The 25,864-nt window shown below is 46.4% G+C and carries 22 protein-coding genes and 1 pseudogene; 8 read left to right on the top strand and 15 right to left on the bottom strand.

All coding sequences use genetic code 11. The annotated features are described in order from the left end of the window. Positions 1–50 precede the first annotated feature (50 nt). Positions 51–1,769 (top strand): assimilatory sulfite reductase (NADPH) hemoprotein subunit, encoded by a 1,719-nt coding sequence (cysI, locus tag CPA59_RS14825; protein ID WP_255412306.1) that lies wholly within the window; start codon positions 51–53, stop codon positions 1,767–1,769. Positions 1,770–1,903: 134 nt separating this feature from the next. On the opposite strand, the gene CPA59_RS14820 is transcribed toward cysI, so the two are convergent. After that, a complete protein-coding gene (locus CPA59_RS14820; RefSeq protein WP_107759874.1) occupies positions 1,904–3,151 on the bottom strand; it encodes a glycosyltransferase in 1,248 nt (415 codons plus the stop codon). Positions 3,152–3,676: 525 nt separating this feature from the next. After that, positions 3,677–3,868 (bottom strand): hypothetical protein, encoded by a 192-nt coding sequence (locus CPA59_RS23170; RefSeq protein ID WP_107759872.1) that lies wholly within the window; start codon positions 3,866–3,868, stop codon positions 3,677–3,679. Between the two features lie 773 nt (positions 3,869–4,641). On the opposite strand from CPA59_RS23170, the gene CPA59_RS22915 reads away from it, so the two are divergent. Genes CPA59_RS22915 through CPA59_RS14805 form a run of 3 tightly spaced genes read left to right on the top strand, consistent with a single transcriptional unit; the run spans position 4,642 to position 6,777 of the window. Beyond that, on the top strand, positions 4,642–4,947 hold the full coding sequence (locus CPA59_RS22915; RefSeq protein ID WP_159077951.1) for a hypothetical protein: 306 nt from the start codon (positions 4,642–4,644) through the stop codon (positions 4,945–4,947). Between the two features lie 7 nt (positions 4,948–4,954). Continuing rightward, the gene (locus CPA59_RS14810) at positions 4,955–6,184 is read left to right on the top strand and encodes a PfkB family carbohydrate kinase (RefSeq protein ID WP_159077950.1); all 1,230 of its coding nucleotides are present in this window, start codon (positions 4,955–4,957) and stop codon (positions 6,182–6,184) included. Further along, positions 6,181–6,777, top strand: coding sequence for a 7-cyano-7-deazaguanine synthase (locus tag CPA59_RS14805; protein WP_107759868.1), 597 nt, complete (start codon positions 6,181–6,183; stop codon positions 6,775–6,777). Before CPA59_RS14810 ends, CPA59_RS14805 begins: the two co-directional genes overlap by 4 nt. A 201-nt stretch (positions 6,778–6,978) precedes the next feature. Here the strand turns inward: CPA59_RS14805 and CPA59_RS23165 are convergent. Then, positions 6,979–7,104, bottom strand: a pseudogene (locus CPA59_RS23165) (IS30 family transposase); the annotation flags it as partial. 148 nt (positions 7,105–7,252) lie between these two features. Here CPA59_RS23165 and CPA59_RS14800 point away from each other — a divergent pair. Next, a complete protein-coding gene (locus tag CPA59_RS14800; RefSeq protein WP_107759866.1) occupies positions 7,253–8,491 on the top strand; it encodes a deoxyguanosinetriphosphate triphosphohydrolase family protein in 1,239 nt (412 codons plus the stop codon). A 699-nt stretch (positions 8,492–9,190) separates the two neighbouring features. After that, positions 9,191–10,135: an ArdC family protein gene (locus CPA59_RS14795; RefSeq protein ID WP_107759864.1), complete on the top strand. Its 945-nt coding sequence runs from the start codon at positions 9,191–9,193 to the stop codon at positions 10,133–10,135. Between the two features lie 414 nt (positions 10,136–10,549). Here the strand turns inward: CPA59_RS14795 and CPA59_RS14790 are convergent, their stop codons facing one another. From CPA59_RS14790 to CPA59_RS14775, 4 genes are read right to left on the bottom strand one after another with little or no spacing between them, the layout of a single operon-like run. Continuing rightward, entirely contained in the window at positions 10,550–11,617 is a 1,068-nt protein-coding gene (locus CPA59_RS14790; protein WP_107759862.1) for an SAVED domain-containing protein, read from the bottom strand. A 9-nt stretch (positions 11,618–11,626) separates the two neighbouring features. Further along, positions 11,627–12,097 carry a Mov34/MPN/PAD-1 family protein gene (locus tag CPA59_RS14785; RefSeq protein WP_107759861.1) on the bottom strand — a complete coding sequence of 157 codons (471 nt, stop codon included), beginning with the start codon at positions 12,095–12,097 and terminating at the stop codon, positions 11,627–11,629. Then, positions 12,090–13,823, bottom strand: coding sequence for a ThiF family adenylyltransferase (locus CPA59_RS14780; protein ID WP_107759859.1), 1,734 nt, complete (start codon positions 13,821–13,823; stop codon positions 12,090–12,092). The genes CPA59_RS14785 and CPA59_RS14780 overlap by 8 nt, the downstream gene beginning before the upstream one ends. Beyond that, positions 13,820–14,863: a nucleotidyltransferase gene (locus tag CPA59_RS14775; protein WP_107759856.1), complete on the bottom strand. Its 1,044-nt coding sequence runs from the start codon at positions 14,861–14,863 to the stop codon at positions 13,820–13,822. Before CPA59_RS14775 ends, CPA59_RS14780 begins: the two co-directional genes overlap by 4 nt. A 365-nt stretch (positions 14,864–15,228) precedes the next feature. Between CPA59_RS14775 and CPA59_RS14770 the strand changes: the two genes are divergently transcribed. Further along, the gene (locus CPA59_RS14770; protein ID WP_107759854.1) at positions 15,229–15,768 is read left to right on the top strand and encodes a hypothetical protein; all 540 of its coding nucleotides are present in this window, start codon (positions 15,229–15,231) and stop codon (positions 15,766–15,768) included. Between the two features lie 344 nt (positions 15,769–16,112). Continuing rightward, positions 16,113–17,114 carry a hypothetical protein gene (locus CPA59_RS14765; RefSeq protein ID WP_107759852.1) on the top strand — a complete coding sequence of 334 codons (1,002 nt, stop codon included), beginning with the start codon at positions 16,113–16,115 and terminating at the stop codon, positions 17,112–17,114. 199 nt (positions 17,115–17,313) lie between these two features. Here the strand turns inward: CPA59_RS14765 and CPA59_RS14760 are convergent, their stop codons facing one another. The 8 genes from CPA59_RS14760 to CPA59_RS14720 all read right to left on the bottom strand — a co-directional run bounded on the left by CPA59_RS14760 (position 17,314) and on the right by CPA59_RS14720 (position 25,850). Further along, the gene (locus CPA59_RS14760) at positions 17,314–18,363 is read right to left on the bottom strand and encodes a site-specific DNA-methyltransferase (RefSeq protein WP_107760853.1); all 1,050 of its coding nucleotides are present in this window, start codon (positions 18,361–18,363) and stop codon (positions 17,314–17,316) included. Next, on the bottom strand, positions 18,356–19,159 hold the full coding sequence (gene mobC / locus CPA59_RS14755) for a MobC family replication-relaxation protein (protein ID WP_107759850.1): 804 nt from the start codon (positions 19,157–19,159) through the stop codon (positions 18,356–18,358). The genes CPA59_RS14760 and mobC overlap by 8 nt, the downstream gene beginning before the upstream one ends. A gap of 8 nt (positions 19,160–19,167) precedes the next feature. Next, positions 19,168–20,904: a type IV secretory system conjugative DNA transfer family protein gene (locus CPA59_RS14750; RefSeq protein WP_107759848.1), complete on the bottom strand. Its 1,737-nt coding sequence runs from the start codon at positions 20,902–20,904 to the stop codon at positions 19,168–19,170. Positions 20,905–21,695: 791 nt separating this feature from the next. Then, positions 21,696–21,998 carry a conjugal transfer protein gene (locus CPA59_RS14740; protein ID WP_107759844.1) on the bottom strand — a complete coding sequence of 101 codons (303 nt, stop codon included), beginning with the start codon at positions 21,996–21,998 and terminating at the stop codon, positions 21,696–21,698. A 43-nt stretch (positions 21,999–22,041) separates the two neighbouring features. After that, positions 22,042–23,058: a P-type DNA transfer ATPase VirB11 gene (virB11, locus tag CPA59_RS14735; protein WP_107759842.1), complete on the bottom strand. Its 1,017-nt coding sequence runs from the start codon at positions 23,056–23,058 to the stop codon at positions 22,042–22,044. Beyond that, positions 23,048–24,280, bottom strand: coding sequence for a VirB10/TraB/TrbI family type IV secretion system protein (gene virB10 / locus CPA59_RS14730; protein ID WP_107759840.1), 1,233 nt, complete (start codon positions 24,278–24,280; stop codon positions 23,048–23,050). The genes virB11 and virB10 overlap by 11 nt, the downstream gene beginning before the upstream one ends. Further along, positions 24,277–25,170 carry a P-type conjugative transfer protein VirB9 gene (virB9, locus tag CPA59_RS14725; RefSeq protein WP_107759839.1) on the bottom strand — a complete coding sequence of 298 codons (894 nt, stop codon included), beginning with the start codon at positions 25,168–25,170 and terminating at the stop codon, positions 24,277–24,279. Before virB9 ends, virB10 begins: the two co-directional genes overlap by 4 nt. Then, a complete protein-coding gene (locus CPA59_RS14720; protein WP_107759837.1) occupies positions 25,167–25,850 on the bottom strand; it encodes a virB8 family protein in 684 nt (227 codons plus the stop codon). Before CPA59_RS14720 ends, virB9 begins: the two co-directional genes overlap by 4 nt. Between the last annotated feature and the right edge of the window lie 14 nt (positions 25,851–25,864).

Genomic DNA, 25,864 nt, shown 5'->3' with positions numbered 1-25,864 from the left:
AAGCCTTCCTGCATCCCTGCTTAACTCACCGGCATCTTTTTCAGCGCACCATTCAGGAGAACGCGAGGATGAGCGAGAAAAAACTGTCGGATAATGAGCGCCTGAAGGCGCAGAGTCATTTCCTGCGCGGTACGATTCAGGCGGATCTGGCTGACCCGCTGACCGGCGGCTTTGTCGGTGATAATTTCCAGTTGATTCGGTTTCACGGCATGTATCAGCAAGACGATCGTGATATCCGCCAGGAGCGTATCGCCCGGAAACTGGAGCCATTGCACACGGTGATGCTGCGCGTCCGTCTGCCCGGCGGCATCATCACGCCGCGTCAGTGGCTGGGGATTGACGAATTCGCCCGGGAGCATACCCAGTACGGCAGTATCCGCATTACCAACCGGCAGACGGTGCAGTTGCACGGTGTTTTGAAAAACGATATCAAGCCGGTGCACCGTCTGTTGCACCATTTGGGGTTGGATTCCCGCGCCACGGCGGGCGACGTCAACCGTAACGTACTCTGTACCGCCAACCCGGTGGAGTCGGTGTTGCACCGGCAGGCCTGGGAGTGGGCGAAAAAAATCTCTGAACATCTGCTGCCGCGTACCAACGCATACGCCGAGGTCTGGCTGGATAAGGAAAAAATCCTCCGGCAGGAGGAAGAACCGATACTGGGGAACAGCTATCTGCCGCGTAAATTTAAAACCGCGGTGGTTATCCCGCCGCAAAATGATGTGGATCTCCATGCCAATGATTTGAGTTTTGTCGCTATCGGCGAGCACGGTCGTCTGGTCGGTTTTAACGTGCTGGTCGGCGGCGGCTTGGCGATGACTCAGGGCGACGCCAGCACCTATCCCCGTCTGGCGAGTGAGTTTGGTTTTATTCCGTTGGCGCAGACGCTGGCAGTGGCTGAAGCCGTAGTGTCTACGCAGCGGGACTGGGGCAACCGTGAAAACCGGCGCAATGCCAAAACCAAGTACACGCTGGAGCGGGTCGGCGTCGAGGTCTTCAGGGCGGAGGTAGAGCGCCGCAGCGGCGCGGTCTTTGCTCCCATCAGACCCTATACGTTTTCCGGACGGGGCGATCGTATCGGCTGGGTGGAAGGGATTGACGGTCACCACCACCTGACGCTGTTTATTCCCAGCGGGCGTTTGCTGGATAAGTCCGATGCGCGCTGGAAAAGCGGGGTGGCGGCGATAGCCCAGGTACATCAAGGCGATTTTCGCCTGACCGCGAATCAAAACATCATTATTGCCGGCGTAGCGGCGGATGCACGGGAGCGGATTGATGCGCTGGCCCGGCACTATAATCTGATCACGCCGTCACTGAGCGAGCAGCGTAAAAACTCGATGGCTTGCGTATCGTTTCCCACCTGTCCGCTGGCGATGGCGGAAGCCGAGCGCGTATTGCCGGACTTTGTGACCGCGCTTGAAGAAAGCCTGCGGCGTTATGGGGTGGAGGATGACGCCGTCATTTTTCGGATTACGGGCTGCCCCAATGGCTGTGGCCGGGCGATGCTGGCGGAAATGGGTTTGGTCGGTCGGGCTGTCGGGCGTTATAGCCTCTACCTTGGCGGCAATCGCGAAGGGGCGCGTATCCCGCGGCTGTACCGCGACAACATCGATACGCCGACCATTCTGGAAGAGATTGACCGACTGATCGGCTGTTGGGCCAGTGCGCGGCAAGCTGGCGAAGGCTTTGGCGACTTCGTGATCCGCACCGGCATTGTGACGCCGGTCGTTCATGCGCCGGTGGATTTTCATGCGGCGCCGGGTGCGTGATACCTCATACCGCGATTCTGCGCCGTACAGCATCACGGTATGAAAAGAGATAATGCGGGCGAGGTGGTGTCTGGCTTGCACCAGACACGCCACCCTGTAACTCGGGATAGATGACTGTAGCTTTGCCGCAGGCATCAGCCTTGAGCCATGTGTCTGGCGTAGGCCTCACGCACGGTAGCGACGATTTGTTCACAGACCGCCTGTTCGGAAGGACACTGTTGGCGGATTCGCCGGCAGTGTTCCGCAATATCCGGATCGTCCAGCAGGCGTTGCAGTTTATCTCCCAGCTTGTCCATGTCGCTTTCCTGCAGCCATTCGCCGCATTTCATGGCGGTTACCCGGCGGGCGTTGTCGAATTGATCAAAGGCGCTGGGAATAACCAATTGGGGGATACCGGCCGCGAAAGCTTGCGCCATCGTGCCAATGCCGCCGTGATGGATAATGGCGGCGCATCGATGCAGGTATTGGCCCAGATTAATATGGCTCTCGGCACGAACCCCCGCATCGTCCGCCAGTTCATGGTACGGCTGGCCGACGATCAGGCACTGGTAGCCGCGTTGCCGGATTTTTTTCACCAGCGCGATTGCCAGCGGGCGTTTGGTGCTGAGCGCCCAACTGGGCATGAAAACCACCGTGCGTTCACGCGCGATAAACTGAGCCAGGTCATCATCCTGTTGATTATCCAGCAGGTTGAACAACGGAAAACCAACCTGACGAACATGAGCCGGCCAGTCTGGCAATGGCGAGGCAAACCATTGCGGAAACAGGCACAGCAACGCCGCATCGGTGCGATGCGTCCATGATGTCAGGACGCGTTCGATACGCGGCAACCCCAACTGGATTCTGAACGCATTAATAAAAGGCGCCAGTTGGCGATCGGCCAGATATTTCTCGGCGAGATACAAAAACAGACGGCGTAGGCGCATCGGCAATCGGCGAACCCACATCAGTTGCCGATGGTAGGGCGGATCGTAGCTGGAGATAAACGTCGACGGCGTGACGCGAACCGGAATGACGCAGCATCCACAGGTTTCGCTGAACATTTTGGCGGTGAAGGACCACAGCGAGGTGAGAATGACGGAGGAGTGGTCTACCCAGGGCACTAGGGCGTCATAGGCTGGTTGCTGCTGCGCATTCATGAAATTGACCATTTCATTGAAGGCGGATTGGTGATGCCACAAGCGTTGCGAATTGACGGCTCGTAAATAATCTTCGCTAGTGCCGACTGAAATAAAATTAAGCCCTCTTTCTTTTGCGGTTTGCTCAAAATAAGGATTGGTACAAAGATAAACATCCAGTCCGGCATTCTTCAATGCTTCACCTATTTTGATGAAGGGATAAACATCCCCGGCCGAGCCAAGCGTGGACAGAAATACCCTCATGATTCCCTCCCTGAATCCAGAAATAACGGGTGTGCTCTTATCCCTGAGCTGTGTTTATTGCGGTAATGAATGGTGGTGCGGATTGATGTTTTTTAACCTGTCTCCATCGTTGCGTTTCTTGCCCGATGGGCGGCGGCGCTGAAGGCAATCGCCACGTCCAGAGTGACGTCGCGTCGCACCGCGCTTATCGTCATCTGGCTGCAATAATAAACATCGGTTGGGTTGTGTGTTATCGCGAGTATAGGGGAGGCTGTGCACGACTGTACAGGTATTATTGCCCCCGTATGTTTTTAATATCAATCTGGTGTTGGTTCGTTATTTGTATATAGAAATAAAATAGTAAATTGAAAAATAACACCAATAGATTATCACCTTGGTTTTTTTATTATGAGATAAAGAGAGTAAAACTAATCGGATGACTATTATCTGATTTTCATCATGCACGATCGTGGAAAGACGTCATGACTCGCTTGCATTATGGTTAGCCTGCCAGATGCGGCAGTCCTGATACCGTGGCATTGTTGATTACTGGTCTGTCGTTGGCGCTGACCGGTGGGGGCGTTCCGCGTTCCATAAAGAAAAACGCCTCGCGATTCTTTCGAATTGCAAGGCGTTGAATTTGGCTCCTCTGACTGGGATCGCCTTTGCCAGTAACTGGCTAATATGTAAGCTAAACCTGAATTGCCGTTCTGTCAAGACCACCAGAATGACCACCAATAGTTGTGGGTTACGTAAATCTGGCCACTACATATGGTGATCATCATAATGGTGTTTCTTGTAGGAAGAGCAGTCAGAGTAAGTAATTAGGTGCTTACCTCGTAGCGCAACTATGTCCAAAGATAGCTGATAGCCTGCTTAGTCCCGAAGCGGACGTTTCAAACTAAACAATACGTTCAAAGATTAGGAGCAGATCATAATGAATGTGCCAGATTAAGTATGGGGTCAGCATGGCGTATTATTATTTTTACAACTATCCCACAGTCTGATTCAGGGCCATTCACGGCAACACCGCACTAGTCAGCTGAGAATGGTAGATTTAGGATCCTCCAAGAATAAGCATGAAGAGCCCCTAGATACTACTATTGCCGATGCCGATGCCGATGCCAGATGAGGGCATCAATGTTGTTTTGTACGACGAATTTTTTAGAATGTTATGCATAGTAGTTACGGTATATTTTTTTCGTATTTCTCAACTGGTTTGTAGTGAACTGATGACGCAGCAGCATAGCCGGAAAGGATGATTGAATACTCACGATCCTCATAAGAATCAGATAATTAAATGATAACTTGAATATGTAGTTACAATGGTTATTAGTTAGTGGTTAATTATATAAAAGCAGCTAATCACTTGTAGTGACTATGTTATTTGAAAATATATTTTATATCTTCTTTTTTTATGTGATTTTTATCTCTAAGGATAAAAAAACATTCCATATTGTATCGGATTGTGACTAAATGAATTAGTCATTATCCATTGAAAAGGAAACTTTATGAGTGGCTCAGGTTGGTCCGGCGGTTCACGCTCTTCAGAAACAACCCCTTGTGAGAATCTCAAATTCAAAACAAACATTGCATCACCTAAGCCTGCTGCTTTAAGCCTAACTATCGGTGATATATTGCAAGTCGAGCTACAGAATGAAAGTTTAGTTCTTATCTACAGTGGCACTTTAGTCGGTGGAATAGCATGCAAGGAGAGTCGAAGGCTAAGCTATTGCATTTCGATAGGCAATACCTATGAAGCTAGTGTAATAAATACTAATGGAGCATCTATTAACATTTCTGTTTATCCGGTGTGAGACAAATATGATTAATATTATTGGTGGGGTCTACAGAGAGAAATGTCTTAAACCATCATGGAACGATATATTTGGTTCAGGAGGAAGAGCAGCGATTGCTATAGCACAGATGGGGAGTGATGTTCATCTTCATGCATATGCCCCACAAAGTTTTGTTGATGAATTTCAGTATAAAATTGATTTGATTGATCAAGTGTCATTTGTATTAACATCATATCAAACTGACGAAGAGATTACTTTTAATTATGACCATGGCTTAGATCCAATGATGCCACCTTTAACTAATAAAAAAAACATAATAGAATTGGATGTGGATAATGTTCTTGTTTTTGGGATGCTAGAATGTTCGTTCAAAACTAAATCAGTTTATGCTGTGTATGATCCGCAAAATACTCTTAGCACTGAACTATTTTCCAAAACTGGCTCTATAGCAAAACATCTTGCTCTAGTTTTAAATGAGCATGAAGCTAGGGTTCTAAATAATTCTCATGAAGATGAAGATATATATGATATTATCACCTCATTACATATTAAGGAAAAAGCCGAAGTTATAGTTGTGAAAAGGGGACCAACAGGAGCAATAGTTTCTTACGGAAATAGAACCTTTAATATTCCTGCATACAAAACTGATAACGTATGGAAAATAGGTTCTGGGGATTGTTTTTCCGCTCACTTTGCAAACAACTGGATTGTTAATAAAGACAAACCTGAAGTAGCAGCACATAAAGCTTCGATTGCTACATCATACTTTTGCAACACTTCTGTTTTGCCATTTCCTTTTGTACTAAGGAATTATTCTCCCGTTCCAATAATACGAGAATCAGATAATTTAAAACATACAACCATATATATAGCGGGTCCCTTTTTCACACTTTCTCAAATTTGGTTGATTGAGCAGATTCGATATAATCTTCAAGAAATGGGGTTGCAGGTGATATCTCCTTATCATGACATTGGCATTATTGATCCTAACAATGCCTCTCGGGCGGAGCAAGCAGAAATATCTGCTCAAGACCTTAACGCTATCGTAAGATCTGATGTGGTTTTTGGCATTGCAGATGGAAATGATCCTGGCACAGTATTTGAAATTGGCTATGCAGTATCTTTGGGGAAAAAAGTCATTTTACTTGCAGAAAATTGCCCAAAAAATGACTTGACAATGTTCTGTAACGAAAACGTCGAAATCACACATGACTATGTAACCGCAATATATAAGACTCATTGGAGCACTTTATGACTGCGAAAACTGGAATAATTCTTTCTGGTGGAATGGACTCATCTTGTTTGGCGTGGTGGCTTAAACCTCAAATTGCCATAACTATAGATTATGGACAAAAAGCCGCAAAAGCTGAATTTGAATCTTCAGCTCTCATATGTGATGCATTGGGAATCGAACATCATTTTATTAAAGTTGATTGTCGAGAATTAGGTTCCGGTGATATGGCCGGAAAGATGTCAAACACATATGCTCCAGCGAGTGACTGGTGGCCTTATCGTAATCAGTTATTAATAACTATTTCTGCGATGAAAGCTATTAGTCTTGGCGTCAATAAGCTTCTTATTGGTAGTGTAAAATCGGATAGTATCCATAAAGATGGTTCAATTAATTTTGTAGAGACAATCTCGGGGTTGCTTAACCTACAAGAAGGCGAATTGGAAGTAAAAGCGCCTGGTATAGAACTTAGCACTTTAGAATTAATAGAGAAGTCAGGCATGCCTATTGAGTTACTCTTACTTACACATAGCTGCCATAAAGATATTGTCCCATGCAATAATTGTAGAGGTTGTAATAAACATAATGAAATATTAGATCATCTTGGTAAATATTAAAAAATATAGATTACCAGGTTGCTTGCATTTTTTTAGTTTCAAGATTGCTGATTGAAAAAATATCACGATAATTTTTATCCAGTTTATTAGGTTTTTTTTAAATTTTTAACAGAATATGTTCGAAGTTGAATTGTAGGCATACCCGTTTTAGCTTAACGCACTTTTTGAGGTTTCAGGGGCTTTGAACGAAAGGAAGAGATCACGTCTGCAATGCTGAAGACTGTACGAACGATGTAGATGTTTAACCATTAGGCGGTGTAGCGCTTCACGCCAAAGAAAATACAGGGTCTTAAAAATTAACTCAGTCGATATTCGAATCGTCTTCTGATACATAATTGCGATTCAGCAGACTTTATGAGCTTGTCGACGAGCGAAATTGGGGGGATGACCGAGGGCTCGCAGCATGGTCATTTATTTTTCTGGAAAGTGTAATCAGTAAATCACTTCATTCTGCACTTCTGTAAGGGAGAGAACAATGTCATACAGCGATGATACGATAGCATTTGCGAAGGAAAAAGAAGATATACTATCCGAACTGCTTAAAAGTGAAAGAGAGCATAGCGCAAAGAACGTTTTGGACAAAAGAGAGAGGAACTCATTTGAGCGCGATTATGCGCGCGTCCTATATTCTTCGTCATTCAGAAGATTACAGGGGAAAATGCAGCTTTTTGAAGTCGACCCGGAGAAGTTCAACCGTAACAGGCTTACTCATAGTCTGGAGGTCGCTCAGATCGCGCGTAGCATTGCATCAGAGCTTGACTTGAAATATCCCGTTGTAGCCGAACTGGCTGCGCTGGCACATGATATCGGAAACCCTCCCTTCGGACATTCCGGAGAAAATAAGCTTCACAATTTATCGGCTAATTTCGGTGGATATGAAGGTAATGCGCAAGCACTAAGGATACTCAGGACACTTGAGACCAAATATCATTACTGCAATGGCCTTGATCTCACCTATCGTAGCCTTCTTTCTGTGGTTAAGTATCCGTATGAAAATGACAGTAAAAACAAAAAATTCTTATACGATGAAGATTACCAGTTCTATATTGAACTGATGGAAAAGACCGGCTTATCGTTAAAACACGGTGAAAAAACTATTGATGCTCAGATAATGGACCTCTCTGATGAAATAGCCTACGCAGCCCATGATTTAGAAGATGCCTTGAGCCGCAGCATGGTTAATATTGAAGATATTGAGTATGAGTTTCAGATTTCCAAATACAATAGCGCGCTTGCTGATTTCAGAGATATTGTTAAACAATCTAAAGAAACTGCGTCCCAAGCAAAAAGGTTAAATTCATCAGAAGAATTCGCGATAATTTTCAGAAAAGAACTGACCGCAAACATTGTTAACTGCCTTATAAACGATATTGCTGTTGTAAAAAAAGACAATGATTATAAACAGTTAGGTTTCGGAACGAAAGGATATTTGACCTTGGGTTTAAAAAAATTGTTATTCAAAGTTATTATGCGAAAGAGAAACATAAAAACTTATGAGCACAGGGGCGATAAAATTATCGAAGATCTCTATAACTTTTACACTAAGGGCAGAAATATTGATTTTATATCGCCTCAGTTATACCGCACGTTACCTGCTGTTGGTACAAGCTGTTATGAGCATTTGAGAAATCGGGCAGTTATTGATTATATATCAGGCATGATGGACACCTTTGCCATCAGAGAATGGGAAACTCATTGCGGAAAATTTTTGTAAGTTAGCGAGATGTATAAGACCTTAATTAGTAATCATGCCTGATTGTCTCCGTATTTTCTGGACAGAATAACTTTTCTGTCCATATTCACTGACGGAACGTAGTCACCAATATTCTGTTTTGTCTGTTGGCTTGTTTTGGGTTGGTGCACGTTCAGGAAACTGATGAACTTAAATTTTATCTTGCGTTACATATCGCCTATCCAGTCACAGTGGTTCTTAAGAAATTTAGATAAATCGCAATTTACGCCTTGTCTGTGCAGATGAATAGCCACAGATTAGAAGGACATATACTAGAATTTTTGGGACTGACACTGTAAGTATCCCGCTTAACCGAACCATCTACTTTTTGAGATTTACAGTTAGAATCAACATCAGGACCGCACAGCGTTCCGTTTTTCTCAGAGAACTCTGCTTCAGAATACTGCCAGCTCAAATCTGAGCTAATAAAAAAATTCAACTTCTCAACCCCATTTCACCGCTGTTGCCTAAGGGGCGCTACGTCCGACTATGCAGGGTCAGTTTTTCTCCCGCGCGTTTTCCGTTCCCCGTATCAGCTTCCGGCTAATCGTTTCCCAACACAACCCATCCCGCAAGGGTAAATGGCACGCATTCTGCGCCCTTGCGTGCCGGAACGATGCCGGAAAAGCGAACCGTCAGGCGATACGAAGACGAAAATCACATCACTGACGGAGAAAAAACATGACCATTTCCCTGCATACCCAGACTAGCGCCCCTAACACCGCAGCGGCGACCCGCGTATCCCCGCTGGAGCAGTCAGGCTCCTCAAAAACGAAATTTTCTAAAGCCAAAACCGATATTTATCAGACTGTCACCGACAACATCATTGCAGCGCTTGAAGCAGGTGTAAAACCGTGGTCTTGCCCGTGGCAACGAGTGCCGGGCATGTCTGGGTTGCCTTCCAACTTTGCAACCGGCATCGCGTATAGCGGAATGAATATCATGCTGTTGTGGTGCAGTGCATCAGAACAGGGCTTTGGTGATTCACGCTGGATGACCTACAAACAGGCGCAGGCAGTAGGCGGGCAGGTTCGAAAAGGTGAACACGGCACGACAGCCATTTTCTATACGACCTTAGAGAAAGAAAACGAAGACGGTGAAATCGACCAGATCCCGATGCTGAAAACCTTCAATGTGTTCAATGTTGAACAAATTGACGGCTTGCTTCTGACAACTGAAACAGTCAGCCCGGAAGCAACCTTTGACCCGTTGCCGGAGGCTGAAAATCTGTTCCAGAAGAGTGGCGCAAACATCATTGAGAAAGGACAAAACGCCTTTTTCAGCCCCTCAACCGATGAAGTCTGGCTACCAGAGCGCCATCTGTTTTCAGATGCAGCTAATTTCTATGCTACCGGCCTGCATGAGCTGGTTCACTGGAGTGGTGGTAAAAAACGCCTTAACCGTGAAATGAAAGGGAAATTTGGCAGTGCAGATTATGCGGAGGAGGAGTTAGTGGCGGAGCTGGGAAGTGCTTTTCTGATGGCGGATTTGGGAATTGTTGGAGAGGTGCAGCATGAAAGCTATATTGCCTCATGGCTCCAGGCGCTGAAAAACGACAAGCGCTATGTTTTCAAAGCGGCCAGCGCCGCCTCAAAAGCGCATCGTTATCTGATGGATAAGATTTGAGTTGAAGAATAAAAAGCTGCAAAGGAATGCGGCTTTAACCTTATATCGGGGCAGAGAAGGTGACAGATGTTTAAATTTCCCAGCGAATTTTCTGGACATAATATGTCCGGAAAATTCGCTGGCTGCGGGTGCGGGCGGCAAAGAGCCCGCGCATCCCTTTAGATATATTAGCTTAAACTTGATCTGGCAGTGTTTTCTGTTAAAACTCGATTTAACCTGACAGTCGGCAACGAGCGAACAGCGGAAGTTCGCAACTTCATGACTAACATTGAGGTGTCCTAAACAACGGGGAGCAGGTCAATTATGATTTAAATGACTTAAAACAATTCTACAGCGTATATTCTAAATCTGAAAGCCCATATTTCTATGGGCCTTGGGATGCCAGAGAGAGTTTGATTGTGTTTTTCACTACACTTAGCTGACATCTCGACCTGTAATCTTTAAAGACCATTCATATTTATTAGTAACAGAGTTCCAGTGCCATATTGTTACTGCTCCGTGCAACCCCTCTTGGTATAGAGTACCGAGTCGGACAACAACTGATGCTTGCGCAGAAATAAAAAGATGCACCTCATCTGCCTGTTTTTTTAATTCAGAAATAATGTAACTAAGGCTTTTTACTATTTTTTCTTGCTCATCTTCCTCAGGAAGATTATCAAATCGAAATCCTGAATTAAGTCGAGCATGCAGAGTGTGTCCAATAAAATCAGGAGGAAGATCTTTTTCTAAAATTTCCATTGTAAATGCAATTGCAAGGCCGATAACTCGTCCATTATTTGATGGTACAAATTTACTGTCAGTAATCTGCTGCCCATTGTACCACTTTACTAAGTTTGCATTTGTCGGAGGTGCATCAAGCGGACGGAAAGCATTTTTATCTCGGTCAAAATCAAACAATTTGCGTGCTAAGTGCCCATCCGTCATAAAGCTACCGATCATATACAAGTATGGCACGCTGCCAAGTGAACAAACATAAGCAATTGCTGCGCCAGTGTGATGTATTCTTTCTCTAATCGTTTGTCGGATAAAGTTTGCTTTGGTTAAGTTATTATTTCTGTCTCTTGAATCGAATGCTTTAAAATCCACATGTAAAATCTTTGCTTTCTCTCTGAAAGAAAGATTTTTCTCAGCTGCTTGTGGATCAATATTTTCAAAACCATAGGCGCGGATTAGGGCAATATCTCTTTTATTTAAATCACGAAGTGAAAGAAAAGCACTGATACACCATAGAGCAAATCCAAAAACCAAAAAAACAACACCAAAAAAAAGAGCAAGATCAGAGCATTTTTGATAAGTAAATGTTAATCCCTCGATGATACTAATATTTTTCTTAAGGAATGCGTCTGTGAAAACAAGATTAGCCCCCCAACCTCCAACTAATCCCATCATTCCAACTTTAAGCAGACCAAAAGTCAGTCGGGATAATTGATCTTTGGGTCTAAAAATAATTTTCATTAGATACATGAATGTAGCATTGTTCATTGTAACTCCTCAGAATTCCTGTCGGCGGAGATTTTCATTATCAAAATAGTAAAGCGCGTTTTTTTCTGTCCCAATAATTATAAAAAATAGCCTCTTCCCTGGATTCCTTAATGTACATTGTTTCCAATCCCTAATATCGGTGTATGAAGCGTGGGGATATTTTTCAGGATGCGTATGCCATGTCCCAAAGTATACCAATTGGCCTCCGGAGCCTTCATACAAGCGATCGACGATACGCTGATGCTCGGGATCCCTAAGAGTAAAACTCATTCTTGAACAACGGTCTCTTTTCTGCGGAACTGTAATTTCCACTAAGCCGTAACGCTCAATCTCAAGGTCTTTATTACCAACAATAACTCCAAACGCTTCCGGATCCATCGGTTTGACCTGCCGATACATCAACCAGATATCACTTACTTTCTTTGTGATATAGAGACTGAAATGTTCAGTCTCTATTGTTAGCGCATCAAAATTATTCATTGCAGATATCACACGCATCATTGAGCAAGGGAAGCACCTCTAATGTCCTGGTGAATGCATGGTACCTCCCGCTTAGTTTGAATCCATTCGCTATAGCATCCTCAGAGTTGCCTTTCCAACTCACTCTGGATGATTCCCGAATCTTACCAAGTAGGTATTTGATAACTAGATCAGCCGTAATAAGAGCTGTTTGAGTTGAGGCTATGTATGTATAAGGCAGGAATGCATCGCCACATCCGGCATGATTTTTCGTCAAATCCTGATTCGGAGCCAAAAAATTCAGGTTAGAAGCAAGCCCTCTTGAAAAATCATGAGGGTCAACATATGCACACCGCAAACAACCTTTTGTTTCTGGAATTGCCAGAACTGCGTGTCCACCCACGCCATATCCTTCGACCCATGTATTAATAACCGGAACGTTAATTTTTTCCTTGATTAAATAGTCATGAAACAAACGTTCCTGAGTCGGTGATCCTATCGCTATGATGATAAGATCATACTCTATTAGTAAATCTCGACGCCTTAAATCTAGTAGCTTACCTGTATAACTTTTAATCTCGATCCATGGATATTTGCTGGTGAGACTGTGCCACAATGCATGCGACTTATGGAATAAGACATATTTTGGAGGCAGAACATGACGGTAGAGGTTATTGAGCGAAAGGGTATCAGGGTCATATAAATCTATGTGGCCAACACCAGAAGCTGCGAGTTTATCGGCAATATCACCTCCCACGGAACCACACCCGACAAGCATAACTTTTTTGTTAAGGAGGGATTGTTCAGCCCCACTTCTAGGCATGAGCCTTTCTTTGTTAAAAGTGAGTACCTCAATGGGTTCAAGTATCCATTCGGTAAGATGTGAATGCTTGAAGGGCAACGTTTTCCGACCTTTGCCTGAGTGCTTTTGGGAAAAATGAATACCAAACCATGTGGTTCCTGAGGGGGTTGGGGCACTAAAGACTAACCAAAACTCATGCGAACGCTTTTGAGCAAACTGTTGTGTCAATTTGGTTAGCACATCCACCGGTAGATCTGACAGCAGTTCAAGATACCAGTCAGCAATTGCATCCTTTTTCCATGGTGCAGGTTTTGTAACGCTTAACGGGATCACGAATCCTTTACCATTTGAGGACTGACGCTCTCTTAGAATCTGACTAATCGGTGAAAATGTATTTTTCGGAACCGAGCCTTCTGCATATCCTAAAAAATATTGCCCGAGTCCTACGTTACCTTTTCGCGGCTTAAGAACACATAACTCTTCTGCTGTTTCGCTTTCAGTTAAGCAAAGAAACGGGGCGATGTTCGGCTCTACTATGCTAAACCATCCAGCTTCAAATTCACGAAGCAACTCCTGAGTATTCCATTCACTATCAGTCAAAGCCTGGCTTAACAAAGAGACATGTCTTGTAAGTGATTCTTCGAAGGCCAGCTCAGGGCGCTCAAAATTTACAGATACTGCATCAGGTACATTCACACAAATACTTGCAAATTGAGTGTCAGGATAGAATGCAGTATGAGCAAGTCTGGGCAACGCTGATGGGTCTGCCAGGAGAAAGCTGGGTATTGCGGAGAGCTCGGCAACAGCGATATGCCAAAGAGTAATTGGCGTGCCGTTTATCTCCAGTTCGACGGTTAAGAATCCGACTTCCGCCGTCTTCGATTGAATTGCGGATACCTTGTATCCGCATTCGTTCAAGTGAATCAATATGGCTTGATAATTCATGCGCCTTGTGATGTCCCCACTACTCCGGCAGATGCAAAAACTGTTTTAACAGCAGTTGACGAAGCAGATGAAGTTGCCTTGCACTCAGGAAAATCTTCACCAAATACACTTCTCAGCAAATCACACTGTTTGGACTCTTGCTCTTCATCAGCAACCTTATCAAGAGTTTTCAAAAGCGCGCTAAGTTTGTTACGAAACTGGGTACCTGTCGCAACACTGCTGCTATGGAAAATGTCCCTGTAAGGGCTTACAGGAAGCGCAACGTTGACCCGGTATTTGTCCACCTCTGTCAGTGTGAAATAGCTGCGGTAGTTGAGAATGTAGTTAATTGTCTCTCTCAGCGCAGTAAGGTCATCAGGGAAGCCTTCATCGTTAATCGAGGGGGTGATGGATTCCTTAACCATTACCGCAATTCCGATGGAGTAGATTTTGCGACGCACATCATCCCCAAAAGTGATGTTTCTCCAGCGCTTGAGATATCTGACTATACGTCGGTACTGGTCATGCTTATTTGAGCCATAAGTTTCATCAGCATCATAATCATTGACCCAATCGATGAGCTCACGAGGTGAGGCTCTAGCCCACTCACGATTCTCCTCATCTGAATGCCTCTTGCCAACGGCTAATTCGTACTGTCCATTATCGTACTTGCGGTAAATTGGGATATCGATATGAAGATTATCAGCCTTGTAATCAGCAGTTACACAGGGTTTTTTTATTTTGGCATTTTTAAAACCCCGTTCTTCTAGCACTTCCAGAACTGCAAGCTTGGGCGTTATTGGGTTTTCAGGTGCTAACCCCGCTTCAATAACAATGGCACGATCAATATCGAAATCCTGTCCTTTTTCCCGGATACCAGTGAAGGTTGCCAAAGACCCTTGAATGAAATCCTCAATGACCGGGTATCCATCCTCTTTGAATCGGTCAACGATATCAGATGTAATGCTGTCATCCTTGAGGCGGGCCGTTGTGTACTCTAGGTCCTTCCTGCCTAACTTAATAGCATCATGAAAATTCTTAAATTTGTTTTGAAGGCTCATACTTACCCCGCATTTGTTGTGAACAAAATTTGAACTGGGGCCGCTTCGCTTGATTTCAAGTGCACAAATAAAAAAAATAAGTTAGTTCCTATTGACGCAAGTGATAGTGGGTAAATTTAGAGCCATTGACCTGCGACCCATTAATGAAAACATCGTAATGTTTGTAATGTCTGCTCTTGGCACACAGGGGATATCCAAGCCTCTTCGGCCACCGCCTGACGGGCTGCCAATTTCGCCCAGCGCAGGAGGAATTCACTCCCAGATTTCAGCAGGTATGAATTCAATGATGCATGTCCAGGTTGTGGCTATACAGAAAAATGTACAGTACAGAAGAGCGTATGGCTCAGCGATGATAAGGACCGTCCATGAAAGGCGTTAAGTTTCGCCCGTATGTTGGAGATAAATACTATGACAGCCATTACGGTGTGCGTGTAATGGTACTCGGGGAGTCACATTATGGTGACAGGCAGGATATGGCACCTGATTTCACGCAATACGTGGTCAAAGAGCATGCCCTGAAGCCCGGTCTTCCTTTTTTCAGTAAGCTGACCAATGTTCTGAGGGGTTGTACTGAATGCCCTTCGGAAGAAGAACGAAATGAGGCCTGGCGGCATGTTGCCTTTTACAACTACATCCAAGCGTTTGTAGGTGAAGGGGCCCGAATTGCACCCACTCCGGATATGTGGACGTCGGCACAACTGCCGTTCATTGAAGTGGTGAAACAGCTGGAGCCGGACGTCATTCTGGTGCTCGGCATCCGGCTCTGGAACACAATGCCGGACCTGCCCCTCGAGTACCCCGTAGAATGGTGCAGCATCCTGCACCCCAGCAGCGGGATGGCTTATGAGTCGGCTATTGCGGCTCTTGCAGCATCGGTTAAGAAAGCAGGCGGTTTTTTCCTGTAGTAAAAGTAACGGTGGGCGGTATATCTGGAGTTGCCCCTGGATATCTGGACAGGCCGCCCATACTGCCCATCAGCCAGATACTCTCGCCTCACATACTGAATGCCCGATACTTGACCGACAGCTACGGGTGATGAGCGCAAGTTCGCTTTCAGGCTAACCTAATCCACATGCTAGAGGATCTCTAAAAGAGAATGGTTCGTTTAAGCGGAATAATTACAGTGCATATTCTTGAAAAAGAGTACAACATGTGTTTATTGCTGCAATTACTGCACCTATGATAAACGAAACCTTAGTAAACTAGCTATTTTTCAACTAGCCCAAATAGTTTTTTAGGAAATTTAAAAATGAGTGACTTAAGCCCAACTCTTGCCTTTCGGACGAAAAGGGGTACCTTTGCTGGTCCGTTTTTAAATGAAGCTCAACTTACTGGGTTGCTACGCCTCTACAGAGACCTGGTCTCTCCTTCTGGTGCGACGTTTCCGGATTTGGCGCCGGTAATCTACAGCCTGGATAGACTCATTTCTGACGGGGTCGCTGAGCAGTCCAGACGTGCACAAGCGTTTTTTAGCCAGCAACAGGTGTTAGAGCAGGAACGTCAGCTTGCTAAAAGTTATGAGCTTCTCTTTGGACAGTGGAACTATGCAAGCTCCATTGTTGATCCAAAAAAGAAAGCAGATCAGTGGGATAAGGTGGTTGATAATGCCTGCGGCGTTCTTTATGACTTGCGTGAAGCGATGCCCCTCGAAAAATCAATAAGTCACTGGGGCAAAGATTTATCATACAAGATTCAGCAAATTGGGCGTATGTACACTGAAGCTTTATTGTTTATCATCTATGGCAGGGCATCGTATGAGCCTCTCTCGCTTGTTAATGATCCCCGGCCACGGCAATATATTTGTGAAATTAAAGAAATAATTAGCTCTTATTTTGATGGTCAAAATAAAGCAAATCTGCTGTTAAGCGCAGCTTTACATAAGACAACACACTACGAGAAGGTAGGCGTTCTGACAGGTTTTAACACTCAAACTGAAGCAGATGCTTTCTTATTCAAAAACATCAAAGCGATCAAACCTGTTCGCATATCCGACCCAAACTCAATGATGGATTTTTACATGCCGGATGTGCAGGATGCGTACAGCCGAACTATCAGATCTGAACGTTATCCAGATAGGCAGTGGATGGTAGTTTGTGCCTTGTGGGATCTTCACCGACGAGTCGGTCAGCTTGAATATCTTCTTGATGCACTGGAAGAACAAGAGGCAGAGCCGGATAGAAAAGCCTCCTGTGAAACACAGGAAATTATCACAGCGGTACTCGAGGAAAGGTTTACTTTGCTTGATCGCTAGCCATCTTAAAAGTTGATAGTCTGGAATGAGAATCTTATGCTACATACACCCTCTGACAGCCCTTCTAGAGTTAATAAACTAGCAGTAATAACTTCCGCTTCTGGCACAAAGCTGCCTGTCAGATTAGGTTATGCCCTGAGCCATAAAAATGTTAGCTCAAATCTGAGCTAACACGCATTTAAAGGCATTGAACCCGACTTCAATTATCAATATGCCTTCCTGCATCACCTGAATGAGCGTTGGACCTCCGTGCTGCCGCAATACGCCTGCGAGCAATGTTCACATAATCCGTTTCGCGCTCAATACCGATAAAACAGAATCCTTCCATCACCGCAGCTTTGCCGGTGCTTCCACTGCCCATAAAGGGATCAAGTACAGTGCCGCCCGGGGGCGTAATCAGGCGGCAAAGGTAACGCATCAGCTCGGTGGGCTTTACACATGGATGATTGTTACCCTCACCACGGTCCTTTCTGCTGGCCGTTGCACAATAAAAGAACCGACTGGCGCTACTAATTTCCTCCTGCTGAAGAGTGTCTGGGAACATAGCAAGTACTGCATCACTGCCATCATGGATAAGATTGGCAGGCCAGCGACCATCAGGGTTTCCTTGTTTGGCGATACCGCCATCACCTTTATTTTTGCCTCGCCACATGTGATTAGGATCGGAACCACCCGGTCCATTAGGGTAACTATAGGGGGATTCCCCCTCTGCCAGAGGGATCCTGCACTTGCTGATGTTCAGAGTGCCGGTACTATGCGCGCATAAGTTCGATGCTATAGACCCTTTGAATGGCTTACGGGCAAGGGTAATAGGTTCCAGTGCCGGTTTTAACGCGTGGTGGGATTTAGGAAAGCCCGAACCGTATACCCAGCCCAGCATTCCGTCACGTCCAAATGCTGCGTCCAGCAATTTGAGCTGGTCCGGAGACAAACTTTCAATGAGGGCCTGAGCAGCATTGCTGGTCTCGTAGAGAAATACAATCATGTCACGTATTTCAAAGCCCGTATCCTCTATACGCGCTGCCATTCGGTGTTGAGTGCGAGAGCCCGCAAACGACAGCAGATGACCACCGGGTTTGAGTACGCGCAGACATTCTTTCCAGATAGCCGGTGAAGGGACATCGTAGTCCCATGTCTTCCCCATGAATTTAATTCCATATGGCGGGTCGGTCACGATGCTGTCCACCGAGTTGCCTGGCATATTGCGCAGTACGTCAAGGCAGTCGCCATGAGTCAAAATGTCATGCATGGCGTTCCCTCCCTTCATCGCCACCAGCTGATGAAGAGGGGGACTCCTGCTTATCATTGACACTATTTTCCAGCTCATCAATTGTGCGGAAGAGAAACATTTCCCGGTTCCTTGCATCAAACGGGACGGGAACGTTGTTCCTCATCACCGTCCTGATGCTGTCAAGCAGCCTGACCAGCGATTCTTTGGTTTTATCATCTGGCATAACATACATCGCATAGTGCCAACGTCCGGCGTCGCTGGCGGCCAGGTGACTGTTAACGATGCTGATGTAACGGGCGCGGGTTTTCATCGACCTCTCTGTTTCGACCGCAACGATGGCTCCGCTGTTTAAGGTAATAATGCCGTCCGGTCTGTGCCGGAAGCCCGGGTATCGCGACATAAACTCTCTCCGATCGCCGTTAAGCCAGCCTGTACCGCCTTTTTCCTCAAGGGCGATCCTGACCCGCTGATTTAACAGTCGATGCTCCAGCGTCGAGTGTTTGAGTTTTCCCGGTTCAAAATAGGCGGGGAAAACCTTGTCATCAGCGTTAACCACTATCGCCAGTCCCTGCATGCTGAGCCCCCACAATGATTTTTTTCCGGTCAATACCGGATATTCGTGTTTAATCAGAAGACCCATCGCAACCGCTTTATTAAGCAGGTTATACATCGCATGGTTATGTTTTCCTTTATAGCCGACAACTTTCTTTAAGGTCCGGAAATCAGAGAACGTTTCTTCCTTGAGGAAATACAGTAATTCCCGCATTCTCCGTTTTGCGGCTTCATTTCTTTCAGTAACGTTATGAATAAGCATTGATAGCCTCACAGGTTAATGGAGGGTTTGTGAACCTGATTTTCTTTTTCGGTATGCGGAGGGTTTTTATGCTCAAATGAAAACAGGTCGATATATTGCTTCTTTGCTGGTATGTGGAATAGTTTGGTTGCCTTCGCCAGATCGTTCTGGGTAAAAACAAAACCAACAAATTTGGGGAGGTTAAGCAACATGTTGCTGTCTATATAATATCGTTCAGCCTGGCGGATCATCCTGTCAGTATCCATTTTCTCCGTCAGGGATATATCCGTTTTCACTTTCCTCATTTCATCGTCAACCAGTATAGAGCCTGTCATTCTGGCGACCCAGTCGGCGGTGTCCGGATCGCGAAGGCGATAAACCAGCATAAACTTGCAATTCTCAATCACCGAACCAGCAACGGCATCACCCTCCAGATCTGCCGGACAATCATATAAATCTTTGACCGACTGGTGGGCCATTATTATATGCACACCTTTGTCCCTCGCAGCGCCAAGCCCCTCAAGCGCAGGGCGGGACAGGTGATATTTAAGTTCATCAAGAAAAATAGCGACAGGACGAGGTTTGCCTTTTATTCGATCACGCGTTTCGGCTATCTGAATCAAGCGAGTTAAAATCATGCGCTGAGCCGATATGATTTTCTGGTTACGCATCGAGCCGATGATGTAGCAGCATCCGCCTTCATCAAAAATGGTCTTTAAGGAAAATCCCTTATTGGCATTAATGGAGTTCACTAAAGCGATTTCCTCAAGCTCGCCATAAAAAGCAGGCACATCTTCACTGAGGGATTTCACAAAGTCAGTGTTAAATAAGTCGCGTAACGTCATTTCCTTTTCATAAATAGCTGCCGTATTTCTGGCTGCACGACGGTCGGCAATACGATAAAAGTCAGCACCTTCACCTTTTTTACCCAGGCTGAAACCTGCATTAAACAACTCCTCCAGCTGTTCATGAGAAATATCAGCCAGTAAATCAAGCTGAAAATTAAGGTCATTCAGGTTAATAAGAACAAATTTTTTTCCCGCTTTCTGACAAGCTTTCCGTAGTACATGCGGTGCCCACTCATCATTTTTAGGATCTTCGACAAATACGCCTTCACCTGAAAGTATTGCCTGATAAAGCAGTACACAGGCACTGACGCCTTTACCGGAACCTGTGGTGCCGATAAGGTCGGCGTGCTGAGTTTGAAATTCGTCGGGGGTGATATATTGCGGCTGATTATCTTTATCCAGCCCGATAAAAATACCTTTACTCAGATCAATATAATCCAACGGGTTATACGCAATACTGTCAGGTAACATGTCTCTGACTTCACGAACATCCGTTCTGACATTTCTTTCCAGTTTACTTTTTTTAATCATCCGATGTTTTAAACTGTCGATTTCACCCGTCAGCAGCCTTCGGGCAGTAATATGAAAAGCCAGACCAGAAAGCGTAAATCCGACAGTCAGTATCCAGCGTGATAATCTGAGCAGGATGTTATTATCGAGCACTTTAAAGAAAAAACTTAGCCCCTGAATGGTCAGCGGTGACAGGGTACCAAATATGAAAAAGAAGGTGGATACACCCGCCACCAATTTTAACCAAAAGGGGGCATTTTTTCTTTCTTCACGTGGCAGATTAAATATAAATGGCAGCGTCAGTCCGGCAAATATGGATAATATTACCGGGTTGTGTTGCAGCCAGAGTAGAAAAAAAGAAAAGGCATCCGTAAAGGCATTCAGCCTTTGCATCAGATGAGTTCCCATTACAGTGACCTCCGGTCTGATTTCGGTGTGACGGGCGCATCGCATGGGCGTCACCGATGGACGTTAAACCCCACGCCCATCCGAGACGCCTATTGATGACGCCCATAAATGAATGAAAAGCACTGAACGTCTCCGACGCTCATGCCCGTTATCCGCGCTTTCAGAAAACAGCCGACGCATGGTCGTCAATTCCCTGAAACGCCCGAATGACGGGCAACGGCGTGTGACATTACGCTCGTGCTGGACGCTCTCACTGCATGTCATATGGGGGTAATGTCGCGGCTGGACGCTGCGCCAAAACCCCCAAGGTCAAAGGCGGCACACCGTCGCCCGCTACGCGCGACCAACCCCTTTGAGACGTCGTTTTTCGCCTATTTTTTCTTTTGTCCGTTCCGGCCAAGTGAAAAAATGGGAAAACGCCTTCAAAGCGGTTGGTCGCGCCACGCTACCGGCTTTTGGCCGGAGACTTAGCTGCGACGGTGTGCGGGGCAAGCCCCCCAAATAAACCGCTATCGTGGGCGATAGCTTTTCGCTCGCTGGGGCGGCGAAATTTATTCGGCTCCCCCCGGTCTGCAAAATCCGCGTGGGCGCGGCTGTTTGCAGATGGGTTCGGCGACGCAAATTAGCTATTTCTGCGAAATAGAATTTACTCGCCTTACACCACTTTTAAATTTTTGCTATGCGCATAAATTTAAAAGCCTAAAACCATCGACCGGTGCCGAGTTTGCCATCTCGATTTGACAGGGGAACGGTAATAATCCAGATATTGTTATTACCGTTTATCTTTGAATTCAATGACGCAAGCGGCCAAATTTATTAATTATCTGGTCGATAATTTTCGGCTCGGCTGATTTGCATTCGAGTAATAAGGCTTTTCGGGCGTCGGCGGTACGGTTGGGGTGAAATCCGTGTCTGTTCTTTTTTACAACATTAAAGAAAGAACGTTCAGCAAACTGACATTCATTTCCTCCGCCGTTACCGGTTGTTTTACCGTACAGACATAAAACAATCTCACAGGCATCAGCGGCCATTACGGAAGAGGGCAGTAAAAAATTCATGCAGAAAAGGCAGGCGGTGAATATGATTGTTTTCATATCAAATACCTTTATTGAGAATGAGTGGGCTTTAACTGTTCGTCTATCTGAATGATTTCTTCATTTGATGAAGGTGTATCGGTTTGAAATAAATATCCCCCATCCGGCGAATATCGCCGTGGATATCTACGCTGACGATGATATCTACGCATTTAAGCACCTTGCGTAACAACACATCGAACGGGATGTTTTTACAGTCAGGATTTTCATAACAGCGGTCAATGATCCCTTCAATACACTCTTCCGGGCTGCCTGCGTGCAGGGAGGTGATAAGACCTTCATGTCCAGAGCCGATAATTTTCAGTGCATCCCACGCTTCCCGCCCACGAATTTCTGCCAGCAGAATTCGATCCGGATTCATTCGATAATTCGCCCGAATCAATCGGCCGGGCGTGATAATCGCCTCGTCTCCGGCATCTGCCGGGTAAAACAAATGCACATAATTGGCGTGACGGTAAAACCGGATTTCGGGATTGTCTTCAATCGTGGTTAGCCTGAGATGTGACGGAATATAGTGCAGCAATGTCTTCATATAGGTGGTTTTACCGGAGCCGGTTTTACCAACAATAAAGAGGGTTTTGCCATACTCGACGGCCTTTTCGATAAAGTGGGGAATATCACCATTGTTATAGCATCGGGTCAGTTCATCATCTTTGCTTTCGTTTCTCTCCTTACCTGCTATTCGGTTATAAAACCCGGCATCAATCCAGGACTGATGCGTTTTCTGCTCAAATGACGGGTTTCGCAGCGTAATAGATACGGTATTCCGCTCGCAGGCTGGGGGGATAATGGTCTGGACACGTTCACCTGATCCTAATGTAGCGGAAAGGATAGGGGAGGTATCATCGATATTGTCCTCATTCCATGAGGCCAGTGCTTTGGCAAACGCATGGCACTGACGCAATGTAACCGGAGAATCATGCTTCTGCCATCGACCGTTTATTTTGGTGTGGATCTCTCCGGGGCGGTTGATGGCGATTTCCGTCAGGCCTGCCAGTGGCAGAAATTCACCAAATAACTGGTTTTTCATAAAATCCAGCGACAGGTTTTCAACGTTCATACCACCTCTTTTTTAAACGCAGTTGATAAACGGAAGAGAAATCGATATCCGTACCTGTCATGATGCCGATCACATCGCCCTGATTGAGGTACATCGTGGGAGGGATATTGATGCTGTTTTCTAAGGCTGTTTTCGCCATTTCTGACGCGGCAGCGCGGGTGTTTTCGGTGTAATCGGTATTGCGGTCTTTCCCCGGTGCTGAATCGGATGCGGCGGCGGCCACATCTTGTACGGTACTCAGCATCAACGCATTGCCGAACCGTTCCCAGAAATGGGTATCAATCCAGCCGCTAATCCCAGCCTCACCCAATGGACCTGTGGCTTCGGTATCAATCAGCGGGATTTGCAGGCTACCGGGTTCCGGTGTGCGTAATTCCGTCCAGATGACAAACATTCGGCTCCGGCCATGTTGCAGCGCCCCGGTGCGGTAGATGCCTCTGGCGACGGTTCCGGCAGGGAGCAACTTCACGTAATGGTTGGCGCTGTAGACATCTTCGCCGATGAGGCACGAAATACGACCGCCCACATCAGAGACAAAACGCCGCATCATTGAGCACGGAATATAACGATCAACCGGAAGGTAAAGATTGGGATCGAGACCCAGCCGCCTGACGCTGGTCACTTTCGCCACGCTGGGATTGGCGTCGTTAGCCTCTGTGCCAGATGTAGTTGCTGGCGTGTCTTTGCTCTGATTGTGTTGTGTGCCGGAGGGGGCCGTTTGTGAAGCCTGAGCATGACCGCGTTGAGTGGACTCAGCGGCACTACTTGACCCATCGACCAGTGCCGCCGCCTTATTTAAAGCAGGTGGCTCTGACGGTGGTACCGTCTGTATTGGGTGATTATCTGTTGCGGCTTCCTGCTTGTCCTGACCGAACAGGCCGAACGGGTTGTTGTCCATGCCGAGGTTTTTACGCTCATGTTGCCCTGTACTGGCTGACGGCGGGGCTGGGGTTTCAACCGCCTTATCATCGCTTTGCTTTAATGCGACAAGGAAGCGATCTCCACCCAATGCCAGTGCAATCAGTACTATTAAACTCAGCAAGATGACTATCAGCGTTCGGCGGCTAGAGGTTTTTTTGAAGCGGGTCACTTCAGGTTGGCCGGGAGGCGTGTTCTGTTCTGGTGCCTGAATCGCCATCGCTGAACGGGCCCGTTCACGGGCTTCAACTTCCAGCTCCGCCACGGTTTTTTCCGTTGTTTCTGGGATGGATTTATCAGTCATTTAGCCTCCAGCGTGACGACAGATGAAACGGTGTCATTGCTGCCAATAGTGGCGTTGCCGAATGACGTATTCTCAATCCCAACCACCGCGCTGCCGTAGCGCAACACTAGATGTGATGACATTGCACGCACTACGACCACGGTATAGTTTCCGTGTTTGGCTATGCGGGGCGTAACGGTCTGTTCCTGCCCGTTAACGACCCGGAAGATCGACGGAAGGATTTTGACGGGAGAAAACCCCAGATAGATAAAGCGGTCATCATCATAAGTGAAATCTGGTGCTATGGAGGCTGAACCTGTCGCGACTCGCTTGGTATAGAGCCAGTTACGCGGCGTGGTAGCTTGTTCGAAGGCTGTCGTTATCCGCTGCTTTTCCTGTGTTTCACGCAGGAGTTTCAGACGCGCTGCGCTGGCTGCGTCTGCTTGCCTGCGCTCGTCATCCGGATAGCGAAAACGGATAATAAAGGCCTGAGACGGTGAGTCATTCTCCAGTACGTTCAGTTCCAGACTGTAATCGCGCTTCGATGTCACGACAAAGAGATTGGTTCTCCACTCGCTCGCCGTTGGCAGAAACACCTTATTGATGTTGTTGCCGTTATCATCGGTTACCGGCTGGGTGATAGGGTTTGGACTGACACCGACCCGGTTATCGCTTTTTGTGACTTTCCAGCCCTTTGGAAAACCCGCCTGTGCGTCGATGACTTCTTCATCGTCATCAAACAGGAGTGTGGTGAGGTAGCCGGGGCGGGTGTTGACGATGGTTGCATTTTGGCTGTTATAGGTGACATTCTGCATTCGGCTGTCATACGTGCTGCTGCGCGGTATTGCCGCGCTCCAGGCCGTGGATGACATCAGAAGGAGCCACAAAATCACTGTTTTTTTCAGCATCATTCACCTCTCAGTTCTTTATCGCGCTGATAGCTGGTCACAATGAACCCCAGCGGATTCACTTCTCGCTGGCTGTCTGTCAGTTGTTTGCGGGGGAGGTAGCGATAAGTCAGACGGATGTTCCAGACATCTGTTTTAACCGAATTATCGACAATGCGGCGGATAGTCCGTTTAATGCGTAAGGTCGCCAGATGGTCAGGATCTGTCGCGGTCGCGTGAACGTTGGAAATAATGTCGATAGACACGACATATTCCGCTTTATTGAAAATGATATCGGGTGCCTGATTGCTGTTAAACCCGTCGAGATAATCCCGGTTCACGCTGTCGCTGTTGAATAACTGCACATCGTCATAATCGCGCTGGAGAGCAAAATAGTTATAGCCTTCTCGGAGCCTGACGTAATGCGCCGCTAATGCCTGAGCCATTGCTTTCTCGGTGGAGATATTCTGCTCTTTAATCCGAGTCATATATTCATAACGTCCGGTCTGTTTATCCACCGACCATAATTCGATTTCGGTGGTTGTCAGCGGTAGCAGAATAATCAGTGCGGTGATCGCCATTGCGGCCAGAGCAAACCCTATGGCTGCTATTCGCCACGCCAGCTTTTTTTCCCGTTCATCCTTTTCCAGCAGGACAGATTCAAAGGTGCGGGATGACGCGATGATGTTTTCTGTTTCAGACATGTTTTGTCAGCTCC

It is taken from the genome of Dickeya sp. Secpp 1600, from assembly GCF_003049805.1.
GTDB classification, from domain to species: domain Bacteria; phylum Pseudomonadota; class Gammaproteobacteria; order Enterobacterales; family Enterobacteriaceae; genus Dickeya; species Dickeya fangzhongdai.
This window is presented reverse-complemented; position numbering and strand designations above follow the sequence as displayed.